Origin of the sequence: Amycolatopsis rubida, assembly GCF_900115345.1 — a bacterium.
GTDB lineage: Bacteria > Actinomycetota > Actinomycetes > Mycobacteriales > Pseudonocardiaceae > Amycolatopsis > Amycolatopsis rubida.
Genome location: NZ_FOWC01000014.1, coordinates 17,725 through 30,319 on the forward strand (window position 1 = coordinate 17,725; position 12,595 = coordinate 30,319).

General features: G+C 70.7%; 11 protein-coding genes and 1 pseudogene. 6 read left to right on the forward strand and 6 right to left on the reverse strand.

Annotation, left to right across the window (positions count from 1 at the left end; translation table 11 throughout):
- Positions 1-40 precede the first annotated feature (40 nt).
- Complete coding sequence (locus tag BM362_RS36245) at positions 41-1,072, forward strand: SDR family oxidoreductase (RefSeq protein WP_093576216.1); 1,032 nt, start codon at positions 41-43, stop codon at positions 1,070-1,072.
- Here BM362_RS36245 and BM362_RS36250 read toward each other — a convergent pair.
- A complete protein-coding gene (locus BM362_RS36250; protein ID WP_093576217.1) occupies positions 1,056-1,808 on the reverse strand; it encodes an SDR family oxidoreductase in 753 nt (250 codons plus the stop codon). The genes BM362_RS36245 and BM362_RS36250 overlap by 17 nt on opposite strands.
- 59 nt (positions 1,809-1,867) lie before the next feature.
- On the opposite strand from BM362_RS36250, the gene BM362_RS36255 reads away from it, so the two are divergent.
- On the forward strand, positions 1,868-2,500 hold the full coding sequence (locus BM362_RS36255) for a class I SAM-dependent methyltransferase (RefSeq protein ID WP_067582903.1): 633 nt from the start codon (positions 1,868-1,870) through the stop codon (positions 2,498-2,500).
- A 45-nt stretch (positions 2,501-2,545) separates the two neighbouring features.
- On the opposite strand, the gene BM362_RS36260 is transcribed toward BM362_RS36255, so the two are convergent.
- Positions 2,546-4,447, reverse strand: a complete 1,902-nt coding sequence (locus tag BM362_RS36260) for a S8 family peptidase (RefSeq protein ID WP_067582900.1) — start codon at positions 4,445-4,447, stop codon at positions 2,546-2,548.
- Positions 4,448-4,610: 163 nt separating this feature from the next.
- Between BM362_RS36260 and BM362_RS36265 the strand changes: the two genes are divergently transcribed.
- The gene (locus tag BM362_RS36265; protein ID WP_244287399.1) at positions 4,611-5,804 is read left to right on the forward strand and encodes an MFS transporter; all 1,194 of its coding nucleotides are present in this window, start codon (positions 4,611-4,613) and stop codon (positions 5,802-5,804) included.
- Positions 5,805-5,841: 37 nt separating this feature from the next.
- The gene (locus BM362_RS36270) at positions 5,842-6,342 is read left to right on the forward strand and encodes a GNAT family N-acetyltransferase (RefSeq protein WP_093576329.1); all 501 of its coding nucleotides are present in this window, start codon (positions 5,842-5,844) and stop codon (positions 6,340-6,342) included.
- On the opposite strand, the gene lpdA is transcribed toward BM362_RS36270, so the two are convergent.
- The 4 genes and pseudogenes from lpdA to pip all read right to left on the reverse strand — a co-directional run.
- A complete protein-coding gene (gene lpdA / locus BM362_RS36275) occupies positions 6,332-7,717 on the reverse strand; it encodes a dihydrolipoyl dehydrogenase (protein WP_067582894.1) in 1,386 nt (461 codons plus the stop codon). The two genes, BM362_RS36270 and lpdA, sit on opposite strands and share 11 nt — an antisense overlap.
- 227 nt (positions 7,718-7,944) lie before the next feature.
- On the reverse strand, positions 7,945-8,724 hold the full coding sequence (locus BM362_RS36280; RefSeq protein WP_093576219.1) for a lysophospholipid acyltransferase family protein: 780 nt from the start codon (positions 8,722-8,724) through the stop codon (positions 7,945-7,947).
- A gap of 55 nt (positions 8,725-8,779) precedes the next feature.
- Complete coding sequence (locus tag BM362_RS50820) at positions 8,780-9,184, reverse strand: nitroreductase family deazaflavin-dependent oxidoreductase (RefSeq protein ID WP_425285755.1); 405 nt, start codon at positions 9,182-9,184, stop codon at positions 8,780-8,782.
- A 75-nt stretch (positions 9,185-9,259) separates the two neighbouring features.
- Positions 9,260-10,198, reverse strand: a pseudogene (pip, locus tag BM362_RS36285) (prolyl aminopeptidase); the annotation flags it as partial.
- A gap of 91 nt (positions 10,199-10,289) precedes the next feature.
- On the opposite strand from pip, the gene BM362_RS36290 reads away from it, so the two are divergent.
- Positions 10,290-10,973: a response regulator transcription factor gene (locus BM362_RS36290; RefSeq protein WP_093576220.1), complete on the forward strand. Its 684-nt coding sequence runs from the start codon at positions 10,290-10,292 to the stop codon at positions 10,971-10,973.
- Positions 10,974-10,978: 5 nt separating this feature from the next.
- Positions 10,979-12,244, forward strand: a complete 1,266-nt coding sequence (locus BM362_RS36295) for a sensor histidine kinase (RefSeq protein ID WP_093576221.1) — start codon at positions 10,979-10,981, stop codon at positions 12,242-12,244.
- Positions 12,245-12,595 lie beyond the last annotated feature (351 nt).

Below are 12,595 nucleotides of genomic sequence, written 5' to 3' on the forward strand. Positions count from 1 at the left end.
GCCTTGGACTCATCGACCGAGCACGGTCAGGATCGAAGACATGAGCAGCACACGCGTGGCCCTCGTGGCCGGGGCCAACGGGATCATCGGCCGGAAACTCATCTCTCACCTGCGAACTCTCGACGGCTGGGAGGTGCTCGGGCTCTCTCGTCGCGGCGGGTCGGGCAGCCTCGCCGTCGACCTGCTCGACCCGGCGGGCACCCGGGCGGCGCTGGCCGGCGTCGGCGCGACGCATCTGTTCTACGCGGCCTACCAGGACCGGCCGACGTGGGCCGAACTGGTGGCGCCGAACGCCGCGATGCTGGAGAACCTGGTGAACGGCCTCGACGAAGGCCCGCTGGAACACGTCAGCCTGATGCAGGGCTACAAGGTCTACGGCGCGCACCTCGGCCCGTTCAAAACTCCCGCCCGCGAGACCGACGCCGGACAGCACATGCCGCCGGAATTCAATGCCGTCCAGCAGAAGTTCCTCCAACGCCGAGCCGCGGCCGGGGGCTGGTCGTGGTCGGCGATCCGGCCGTCGGTGGTCGGCGGGACGACGCTCGGCAACCCGATGAACCTCGCGCTCGTGATCGCGGTCTACGCCTCGATCTCGAAGGAACTCGGCCTGCCGCTGCGCTTTCCCGGCAAGCTCGGCGCGTACGACAGCCTGCTGGAGATGACCGACGCGCAGTTGCTCGCCGAGGGCACGGTGTGGGCGGCGACCTCCAGTCAGAACGAAGCGTTCAACATCGCCAACGGTGACCTCTTCCGCTGGCGAGAGCTGTGGCCGAAGCTGGCGGCGTACTTCGACCTCGAAGTCGCTTCGCCGTTGCAGTTGCCGCTGACGACAGTGATGGCCGACAAAGAACCACTGTGGACCGAGATGGCGGCGAAGCACGGCCTCGCTGCTTCGTACGCCGACGTCTCTTCGTGGGCCTTCGGCGACTTCGTGTTCTCGTGGGACTACGACATGTTCGCGGACACGTCGAAGTCACGCCGCGCCGGTTTCCACTCCTACGTGGACACTGAGCAGATGTTCTACCGGCTGTTCGACGAGTTGCGCCGCGACCACGTCATCCCCGGCCGATGAACGGCATCGTGGTGGCGGTGATGGTGAGGAACTGGACGTTGGCTTCCAGCGGCAATCCCGCCATGTAAAGAACCGCGTCGGCGACGTGGCCCGCGTCGAAGGTCGGCTCGGCCAGCAGCCGTCCGTCGGCCTGCGGGATGCCCGCGGCCATCCGCTCGGTCATCTCGGTGGCCGCGTTGCCGATGTCGATCTGTCCGCACGCGACATTCCAGGCACGGCCGTCGAGCGAGATCGACCGGGTGAGACCGGTGACGGCGTGTTTGGTGGCGGTGTAGGCGACGCTCGCCGGGCGGGGCGCGTGCGCGGAGATCGAGCCGTTGTTGATGATCCGGCCGCCACGGGGATCCTGGTCGCGCATCAGCCGCACGGCCTGCTGCGCGCACAGGAACATGCCGGTGAGGTTCGTGTCGACGGTGCGCCGCCAGTCCTGGACGGACAGTTCCGCGACGGTGCCGCCGAGCGACACTCCGGCGTTGTTCACCAGCAGATCCAACCGGCCCCACTCGCTGCGCACGGTCGAAAAAAGGTCCTCCACCGAAGCCGGGTCGGCGACGTCCGTGGGCACGACCAGCGCGTTCGCGGCGGAACCGGCCGTCTCGCGCAGGGCATCCTCGCGACGTCCGGCGAGCGCGACCCGGTAGCCGGCACCGAGCAGCGCCCCGGCGATCCGGCGGCCCAGCCCGGAACCTGCCCCCGTGACCACAGCAGTCTTGTCCGGCCCAGTCTTCTCCGACATGTCGGCCTCCTCGAAAGTCCGTTCGCCCGCACGTTGCCATATCGCGGCACACTGGGTGCATGGGACCACGTGACACTCTGCTCGCCGGTTTCGCCAAACAGCTGGGCCATCCGCGCGGCCGGGCCGGACAGGCTGTTGTCCGGCTGCTCAACAACGTCAACCGCGGGCCGGTCACCGGAGCGGTCGACGCACTGGAGATCCGGCGCGGCGAAACCGCCCTGGACCTGGGTTTCGGCGGCGGTCTCGGACTGGACCTGCTGCTGCGCTCGACCGAGGGCGGCACCGTGCACGGCGCGGAGATCTCCGAAACGGCGCTGGCCCGGGCGCGGCGGGCGTTCCCCAAAAACCTCGCCGCCGGACGGCTGGTGCTGCACCAAGCCGGAATGGCCGAGCTTCCGCTGGACACCGGAACGATCGACGCGGCGCTGACCGTCAACACCGTCTACTTCGTTCCCGACCTGGCGCCCGCGTTCGCCGAGGTCGCGCGGGTGCTCACCGGCGGCGGCCGGTTCGTCGTCGGCATCGGAGATCCCGCGATGATGCGCGAGATGCCGTTCACCAGCCACGGCTTCCGGTTGCGGCCGCCGGAAGAGATCGAGAAAGCGCTCGCGGACGCGGGGCTCGAACTGCGCCGCCACGACCGGCTCGGCGACGGGCCGCGGGCGTTCCATCTGCTGGTCGCCGGACGCTGAAAAGGGCGGGTCCCCCGATCGGGGAACCCGCCCTTCCCGGTACCGCTACTTCTTCGGCACGCCCAGCGCGGCCAGCGCCGGACCCGCCATGATCACGCCGTTGCCGGTCACCGCGTCGAACCCGGGCGCTCCGAGGTCGATCGCGCTCGACACCAGCGCCGTCCGGACCTCCGCCGGGGTCGCGGACGGTTTGCCGGACAGCAGCAGCGCCGCGATCGCCGCCGCGTGCGGGGCGGCCGCCGAGGTGCCGTAGAACGGCTGGAAGCCGGTGACCGAGGTGGCCACCCCGTCGGCCGCGGTGAGGTCCGGCTTCGCACGGGTCGCGCCGCCGGTCGAGGACACGTTGCCCGGGGTCAGCTCGGTGCCGTCGGCGTTGTAGAAGAGGTGCCGCTGGCCGTCGGAGGTGAAGCGCTCCCACTTGCTGGCCGAGGTGAACAGACCCGGGTACGGACCGGCCGGGTTCGCCGGGTCACCGGTCTCCAGCGGACGGCCGAACGCGGTCGCCGCCGGAGCCGCGGCCACCGAGAACGCCGCCGCTGCTGCCGAGTGGCCCGAGGTCACGCCTGCCGTGCTGAAGCCCTTGAGCGAACCGGAGTCGACGAACCGGCCGCGGATCACGTTGAGCGCGAAGAACCGGTCCGCGCCGTTGTACTTGACCACCGCGACGCGGTAACCGGAGCCGGACGTCGGCACGGTCAGGCTCTCGTACGGGTTCTGCGAACCGTTCTGCGGGTTGGCACTGGACGCGACGACGCTGCCGGAAGCGTTGAGCAGGAACAGGTCGTAGTCGCTGGTCGAGTGCCCCCACGGGTCCGACCAGAACAGCGTCACCGGCCTGCCGAGCGAACCCGGCGAGAGCGGGTCGGCCGTCTGCACGCCGCTGCCCGGATCGAAGTCGTGCGGGGTGCCGGTGACCCCCGGCAGCGTGGTGCCGGACGAACGGAAGTCGCCCTCGTAGTAGCCGCTGGTGCCATCGGTGAGGTTGCCGGAGTTGCCCGCGGAGGAGAAGTAGAGCGCGCCGGCCGCGGTCACGTCGTTGACCGCCTGCGCGACCTGCGTGTCCTGGAAGGGCGACTCGTCGAAGTACGCCACGTCGTCGACGATCACCGTGCACTTGCCGGTGGTGCGCAGCGCGCGGATGTTGTCCGCGAAGCTGGACTCGCTGGTGAACGCGGTCGCGAAGCCGAGCGTCGCGCCCGGGGCGAGGTCGTGGACAATCTCCAGCATCGCGGTGCCCTCGTCGCCGCTGCCTGCCTGGCCGGGCAGCACGTCGACGGCGGGCAGTTCGCCCGCGTCCTGCGACTTCTTCAGCGAATTGACACCATCGGAAAGCACGCAGACCTTCACGCCGGTGCCGTTCACGCCGTATTGCGTGCGCGCGGTGTCGGCGCCGTGGGTCTTGTCCCCTTCGGACACCTGCACGGCGGCGACGGCCTTCTTGGCCAGCTGCTGGCGCTGCGCGTCCGGCTCGTTCCAGGTCATCGCCTGCGTCGCGGGCTGGACCTGCCGGACGTCGCCGCGCGCCGCGATCCGGTCCACCGCGTTGAGCGGCAGCTGGGCGCGAACCGAGCCATTGGACGATGTGGACTGAACGGTGCCGCCCGCGGCGCGCACGGCCTTCGCGATCGCGGCACCGGCAGTGCCGGCGATGTCGACCGCAACCGTTCCGGCCTGTGTGACCGGCAAACCAGTGCGGTAATCCGGCAGCTGCGCGGCGAGAGTGCGGTCGGCACGCAGGCGCTTCTCCACAACGAGCTGGCTGGACTGCTTCTGCTCAGCCGGGCTGAGGGTCTTCTTGATCCCCTGCAACGCACTGATCCCCGTCCCAGTGCGCACGTTCGCCACGTCCGCGGCGGACTGCTGCGCGACGGCGACCCCGCTCCCGGCGAGCACCACCCCGACCGCGAGGGGTACCGAATACCCCGCCACCCGGCTCGTTCTTTTCATGACAGCTCCTGTCCTCGCCCCCGGCCACCCACTGTGGTCACGTGAATCTAAAGAGCGACCGCGGCTAAGACCACCGACCAAAGTGGTATCTGCCCGGATGGCCCATCTGGTGAGACTTCAACGGGCTCTTCCGGCCTCGGACCGGAGCTGGCACCCTGCGCTCGTGGCGAACCTGGGGAGGGATTTCGCGCGGCTGTGGGCCGCGTACGCGATCAGCACGGCAGGCAGCACGGTCGGCGCGGGCGCGCTCGGGCTCGTCGCGGTGCTCGTGCTCGACGCTCCCGCATGGCAGGTTTCCCTGATCACCGCCATCTCGGCTGCCGCCAGCGCGGTCCTCGCCTTCCCGCTCGGCCCCCGCGTCGAATTCGCCCGGAAGCGTCCCGCGATGATCACCGGAGACCTGGTCCGCTGTGCCGCGCTGGCGAGCGTGCCAGTGGCGGCTGCGCTGCACGTGCTGACCATGCCGCAGCTCTATGCGGTCGACATCGTCGTCGCCACCGCGGCCGTCATCTTTTCCGCGGCCAGCGGCGCGCATCTCAAAGCCCTTGTCGCACCGGACGAGCGGGCTGCCGCCTTGAGCCGCTTCAAAAGCACCGACTGGGTCTGCTGGTCGGCCGGACCGCCGCTCGGCGGGGTTTTGATCAGCGGTCTTGGCGCGACCGCGACGATGCTCGTCGACGCTTTCTCGTTCCTGCTGTCCGCGCTCGGAATCCGTCGTTTGCGGACACCGGAGCCACCGGTTGCAGTTGCTTCAGGGCCTGGGCGCCGAGGATTCACCGACGGATGGCGTTTCCTGCTGCGAAGTCCTGAGCTGCGGCCGTTGTTCTTCAACTCCGTGTTGTTCAGCGGCGCGGTTCTTTGGGTCACGCCGCTGCAAACCGTGCTGATGCTGCGGGAACTCGGCTTCGCGCCTTGGGAATACGGGCTGGTGCTCGGTGTTCCCTGTCTTGGCGGGCTCTTCGGGGCTCGCCTCGCGCCGACGCTCAGCTCCCGTTACGGCGCGCAGAAAGTCTTGCGGTGGAACAGTTTCGCGCGTACGCCGTGGCTGCTCGCCGCTCCGTTCGCCTTTCCCGGGCCGGCCGGGGTCGTCTTGCTGATCGCCGCGGACTTCGGGCTGTTGCTGGTGGCGGGCATCTTCAACCCGACCTATTCGGCGTACCGGCTGTCGCTGATCGACGACGCCGTGCTGACGCGGACGCTCACCGCCTGGTCGACCGGAACCCGTACCGCCAAACCGATTTTCATCACCCTCGGCGGGATCGCTGCCGGAGTGCTCGGCGTGCGCTTCTCCCTGGGGGTCGGAGCTGTGCTCTGTCTGCTCAGCGCCGTCGCGTTGCCCGCCCGCCGGGCCGGATGATCAGTTTTTGTCGGTGGTGCCGGTTACCGTGGCTGCCATGTTCAAGATCGACCGCGCGGCCGCTGCCGACGCCGCCGCGCTCACCGACCTCATGCACGCCTCATCGGCCTATCAAGGCCGGTACGCCTCGATCCTGGAGGGATACGCCGTCACGCCGGATTACCTTCGCCAGCACCAGGTTCTGGTCGCCCGCGGCCCCTCGGGACCAGCAGGGTTCGCCGCGCTCACCGATGCCGAGCTGGACTTGCTGTTCGTCGCCGACGAAGCGCAGGGAACCGGGCTAGGTACCCGGCTTGTGCGGCAAATCCTTGGGGTGGCAAGGGAAAACGGACTGTCCGAGGTGCGCGTGGTGTCGCATCCGCCCGCGGCGAAGTTCTCCGAACGCATGGGCGCCCGGCGGATCGGGATCGTCCCGGCTCGACCGCCGAAGATCTCGTGGTCCCGGCCGGAGCTGGTGTTCTCCTTGCCCGAAACCGACAGTGCCCTGGCCCGCGCAACCACCGCGGGCCAGGGCGACCGTCGAAGAATCAGAAGTTGATCATATGACCGGCCAGTCCGTGTACCGCTTCCTTGACCGCCTCGCCCAGTGTCGGGTGCGCGTGCACGTTGCGCGAAACCTCGTGCACCGTAAGGTCCCACTGCTGCGCCAGCGTCAGCTCCGGCAGCAGCTCCGTGACGTCCGGGCCGATGAGGTGCGCGCCGAGCAGTTCGCCGTACTTCGCGTCGCTCAGCACTTTCACGAAGCCCGCCGCGTCGCCGAGGCCGTGCGCCTTGCCGTTCGCCGTGAACGGGAACTTCGACACCTGGACGTCAAAGCCCTTCTCGCGCGCCTGTTCCTCGGTCCAGCCGAAGCTCGCGATCTGCGGCTGGCAGTAGGTCGCGCGCGGGATCATCACGAAGTCCAGTTCCATGGTCTCCGCGCCGGCGATCGTCTCCGCCGCCACGATGCCCATCGACTCCGACGCGTGCGCCAGCATCAGCTTCGCCGTCACGTCGCCGATCGCGAACAGATGCGGCACGTTCGTCCGGCCGCGGCCGTCGATCGCGATCGCGCCGCGCCCGGTCAGCTCGACGCCGGTGTTCTCCAGGCCGTAGCCCTCGACGTTCGGCCGGAACCCGATGGCCTGCAACACCTTGTCGGCTTCGAGCACCTGCTGCTCGCCGTTCTTCGACACGGTCACCAGCACCTTGGCTCCCGAATCGTCGATCGCCTCGACCTTGGTGCCCAGCAGCACCTTGATCCCCAGCTTGCGGTAGCGCTTGGCCAGCTCGGCCGACACCTCGGCGTCCTCGAGCGGCACCATCCGGTCGAGGAATTCGACGATCGTCACGTCCACGCCGTAGTTGCGCAGCACGTAGGCGAACTCGACGCCGATGGCGCCGGCCCCGGCGATCACGATGCTGCCCGGCAGCTCGCTTTCGAGGATCTGCTTTTCGTAGGTGACCACGCGCTCGCTGCGCTGGGTGCCCGGCAGCAGCCGCGCCGTCGCACCGGTGGCGATGATGCCGTAGGTGAAGGTGATGCGCTCGCCGTTCACCTCAAGGGTGTTGGCGTCCACGAAGGTGCCGCGCCCGTCGTACTCGGTGATCTTGTTCTTCTTCATCAGGAAGTGCACGCCCTTGACGCGCCCGTCCGCGACCTTGCGGCTGCGCTCGTACGCCGCGGTGTAGTCGAACCGGATCTCCCCGTCGGAGGAGATGCCGTAGGTCTTGGCCTCCTCCTTCACCGTGTGCGCCAGCTCGGCGTTGCGCAGCAGCGCCTTCGAAGGGATGCAGCCGACGTTGAGGCACACCCCGCCCCAGTACTTCTCTTCCACGACCGCCACGCTCAGGCCCAGCTGCGAAGCCCGGATCGCCGCGACGTACCCACCGACTCCGGCCCCGAGGACCACCACGTCATAGTCTGCGCTCATACCGTTGAAACTACCTCCCGCGCCCGCGCGGGGCGGCGTGACGGCGCCCGCTTTCGGCCCGGCCGCCGCCCGTCCGGGGCCGCCCGCCCGCTGCCCCGGCGCATCCTCCGGCGGCTGGTCCCGGCGAAACAGCGCGTGCTCCGCGGCAAGCGCGCCACGACCTTTTCCGGCGCGGCCGGATCGTCCACAGTGCCGGCTGCGCCCGCCGGTACCGCGGAGTCCGCCGGTCAGACCGGCGGACGCTCGCCCCGGATCCCGGCCAGCAGCTCCGTCACCGCGGCCATGATCCGCTCCGTCGCCTCCTCCAGCACGTCCCTGGTCAGCTCGCGCTCGCGCAGGTCGCCGAGGTCCACCGGCTCGCCGGCGACGAACTCGATCTTCGGCCGCGGCAGGAAGCGCGGGAACCACGAGCCGGCGGGCAGCAGTTCGTGCGTGCCCCAATTCGCGACCGGAACCACCGGCACGCCGGTCTCCAGCGCGATGCGCGCCGCGCCGGTCTTGCCCTTCCCCGGCCAGCCGTCCGGGTTCGCGGAGAGCCCGGCCTCCGGGAAGATCGCGACACATTCGCCTGCCCGCACCGCGGCGACGGCGTCGCGGTACGCGCCCGCGGCGGTCGGCGCGCCGCGGTGGACCGGGATGTGCTTGCCCGAACGCATCACCGACTTGATCACCGGCGCGTTCCACAGGCTCGCCTTCGCCAGGTACCGCGGCACCCGGCCGGAGCCGAGGCAGAAGGCGGTGAGCGTCGTCGGGTCGGCATTCGACAGGTGGTTGGAAGCCACCACGACCCCGCCCGATTCCGGGATGTTCCGCGCGCCGCGCACGCGGAACCTGCTCGTGAGGGCGAGCAGCTGCCACACGACCTCGATCGCGAAGTGGTACCAGGCGCCCCGGCCGGAGCGGGCGAAGCGCCTGCCGTACCTCTGCATGCCGCGGAAGCCGAGCAGCTCCCCTTCGAGCGGGGTCCAGTGGTCCCGGGTCCGGGTGCGCAGCGCCATGAGCGTCATTCGTAGCGGAAGACGCTCCGGTTGGGCGCCGCGCGACCTCAGGACGCGGCGGGAATCACACCCGTTCGAGCACCACCACGGGGATCTCGCGGTCGGTCTTCTTCTGATAGTCGTTGTAGGCGGGCCACACCGCGGCGAGCTTGTCCCACAGCCGGGCGCGTTCCTCGCCGGTCGCGGTCCGGGCGCGCGCGGTGAACTTGTCCGCCCACACCTGCACGCCGACCTCGGGGTTCTCCTGCAAGTTCAGGTACCAGCCGGGGTGGTTCGGCGCGCCGCCCTTCGAGGCGACGATCACCGGGTTGCCGTTGTCCTCCTGGTAGATCAGGGCGAACTTGCGGTCCTGCCCGGTCTTGCGGCCCTTCGTGGTGAGCACCAGCGTCGGCACGCCCTCCTGCCAGTCGTGCCCGACCTGCCCGTCGGTCTCCTCGTAACGGCGAACGTGCTCGTCACCGAACAGCATGCGGATTTCCTTTCGTTCGACTTCCGCGCTCGACAGCCCGGACCTGTCCTCCCACCCTGCCGCGAACCGGTCGGTCGCGCTGATCAGCTCGTGCAGCGTGCCCGGTTCGTCGAAGGCGTGCCCGGCGTCGCCGATCATCTTCAGCTCGGCGCCCGGCAGCACCTGCGCGAGTTCCCAGGCGGTGGTGGCGGGAGTGACCGCGTCGTACCTGCCCTGCACCAGAACGCACGGGATGCCCGACAGCTTCCCGGCGCCGCGGATCAGCTGGTCCGGGGCGAGCCAGCCGCCGTGCCGGAAGTAGTGGTTCTCGATCCGCGCGATCGCGAGCGCGAACTCCGGCTCGGCGAACGCGGCCACCACCTCTTCCTGCGGGGTGAACTTCACCGTCTCGCCCTCCCACCGGCTCCAGGCGAGCGCGGCGGGCCCGTGCACCTTCGGGTCCGGGTGATTCAGCAGTTCGTGGTACACCTCCAGCAGGTCGCCGCCGCGGCGCGCGTACGGCACCGGCGCGAGGAAACGCGACCACGCCTCCGGGAACATGCACGCCGCGCCCCCGCCGAAGAGCCACTGCACTTCCTTGAGCCGGAGCGTCGCGACGCCGCGCAGGATCAGCTCGGTCACCCGCTCCGGATGGGTCTCGGCGTAGGCGAGCGCGAGCACGCTGCCCCACGAGCCGCCGAACAGCTGCCAGCGGTCGATGCCGCGATCCTCGCGCAGCTGCTCCATGTCGGACACCAGATGCCAGGTCGTGTTCACCGACAGGTCGACGTCCGGTTCGCTGCAGTGCGGCGTGCTCCGGCCGCAGCCGCGCTGGTCGAAGAGCACGATCCGGTAGCGCGCCGGGTCGAACAGCCGCCGGTGCCGCGCGGACGCGCCGCCCCCGGGACCGCCGTGCAGGAACGCGACCGGTTTGCCCTCGGGATTGCCGCATTCCTCCCAATACAGCGTGTTGCCGTCGCCGACCGGCAGCATCCCGTGGTCGTACGGATCGAGTTCCGGGTACAGACCGAGCATGCAGCCACTATGCCCGACCTCGGCCGGGTCCCGCTGGGGGTCCACTGTGGACGCGCGGACGGGGCCGGGCGGCTCCGGTTAGGCTTCCCGCGTGGCGAAGGTACTGGTGGTGGAGGACGACGCGGCGATCGGCAGCGTCCTCGACGCCGCGCTGCGCGGGCACGGCCACACAGTGCGATGGTGCCGGGACGGCCGGAGCGCGCTGCGCGAGACCGCGGCCGATCTCGTGCTGCTGGACCTTGGCCTCCCGGACGTCGACGGCGTCGAGGTGTGCCGGCGGCTGCGTTCGGCCCTGCCGGGCGCGGTGCTGGTGATCCTCACCGCGCGGGCGGACGAGATGGACGTCGTGGTCGGGCTGGAGACCGGGGCCGACGACTACCTCACCAAGCCCATCCGGCTGGCCGAACTGCTCGCCAGGGTGCGCGCGCACCTCCGCCGGGGCGCGCCCGCCGCGCCGTCGACGCCGGTCGTCCGGATCGGCGCGCTGGAGGTCGACATCGCGAGCAGGCGGGTCAGCCTCGGCGGCCGGGAGGTCGCGCTGCGGGCCCGGGAGTTCGACCTGCTCGCGCGGCTGGCCGTCCAGCCGGGGCAGGCGGTGAGCCGGGACACGCTGATGTGCGACGTGTGGGATTCGCACTGGCACGGCTCCACCAAAACGCTCGACGTGCACATCGCCGCGCTGCGCCGCAAGCTGGCCTCGGCCGCCGAGCCGCCGCACGAGGCGCCGAGGATCGCCACCCTGCGCGGGCACGGATACCGGCTAGAGGGGGACTGAACGGGGTGCGCCGCCGGATCGTGACACTCACCGTCCTCGCGGCAGTCCTGGCCACGAGCCTGTTCGGGCTGCCGCTCGCTGTCGGAACGCTGTGGTACTTCCGCACGCACACCACGTCCGAGCTGGAGCGGGCCGCCGACGGTGCTGCCGTCGTGGTCTCCGACGCGCTCGCGGACGGCCAGCCGTTCGAGGTCCCGGACAACGACAATGGAGCCGAGGTCGGCGTCTACGACCCGGCGGGCCGCCTTCTCGCCGGAGAAGGTCCGCCCACCGCGGACGACGTGGTGCGCGGAGTCGCCGTGACCCGCAGCGACATGCTGAACCACAAAGTCGGCGACGAGGACGTGCTGGCCGTCCCGGTGCTGACCGGCGCCCGCCTCACCGGCATCGTGCGCGCGGCCCTCCCCCGGTCCGCGCTGACCCGCCACGTCGGCATCACCTGGCTGGCGATGGGCGGGTGCGCGATCGGCGCGGTGCTCGCGAGCTGGCTGGTGGCACGCCGGATCGCCGCCCGGCTGACCCGTCCGCTGGAAGACCTGGCCGGCACCGCGACCCGGCTCGGCGAAGGCGACTTCTCCGCCCGGTCCCGGCGCTCGGCGATCCCGGAAATCGACCGCGTCGGCGCTGCCCTGGACGTCACCGCGACCCGCATCGGCGAAACCTTGGAACGGGAACGCGCCTTTTCCGCCGAGGCCTCGCACCAGCTCCGCACCCCGCTGGCCGGACTGCGCCTGCACCTGGAATCCGCCTTGGAAACCCCCGGCCGCGACCCCTACGCGGCTGTGCGCGCCGGAATCACCGCCGCCGACCGGCTGGAACGGACCGTCGAAGACCTGCTCGCGCTCTCCCGGGAACGCCGCGCCTCTCGCGACGAACTGGACCTGGCCGCCCTCCTGGCGGAATTGACCGACGTCACGCTGCCCGGCCACCGCGAACTGCGCCTGGAGATCACCGACCCGCCGCCAGTACGCGCGTCGGCCCCCGCGGTCCGGCAAGTGCTGGCTGTCCTGCTGGACAACGCGGTGAACCACGGCGAAGGCACCATCACCGTCCGAGCTCGCGACGCCGGCGGCGCACTGGCCGTGGACGTCGTCGACGAAGGCCCGGACCTTGGCGAACGCGACCCGTTCTCCGACCACACCCCCGACGGCCACGGCATCGGCCTCCGCCTGGCAAGAAGCCTGGCCGAAGCCGAGGGCGGCCGGCTGCGCCTGTCGCGGCCCGATCCGCCGACGTTCACGTTGCTGCTTCCGGAAGCACCTGCCTCCTGAACCCCCCTCGGGTGCGCGGGCACACACCCCCCTCGGGTGTGCCCGCGCACCGCCGACCTGCCCGGCAGGCGACCGGCACAGCTGCCCTCCGCGCCGCCAAGATCCCCCCGCCGCGGACGAGGGGACACTGCGCCGCTCTCCTGGCTCACCGCCCGGCAACCTCCCGCGCCACAGCCACCGCACCTGACCGCGATTCCTCCCCGGCCCGCCTCCGCGGCCAATCCCGGTCACCCGCAAGCGTCTCGCCCGGCACCCTCGGCTCCTCCGCCCGCCCCCGCCCGCAGCCGCCGCGACGGGCACGACTCCACCTTTCCTCCGGCCCCGCCCAACACCCCGGCTCCTCCATCCGCC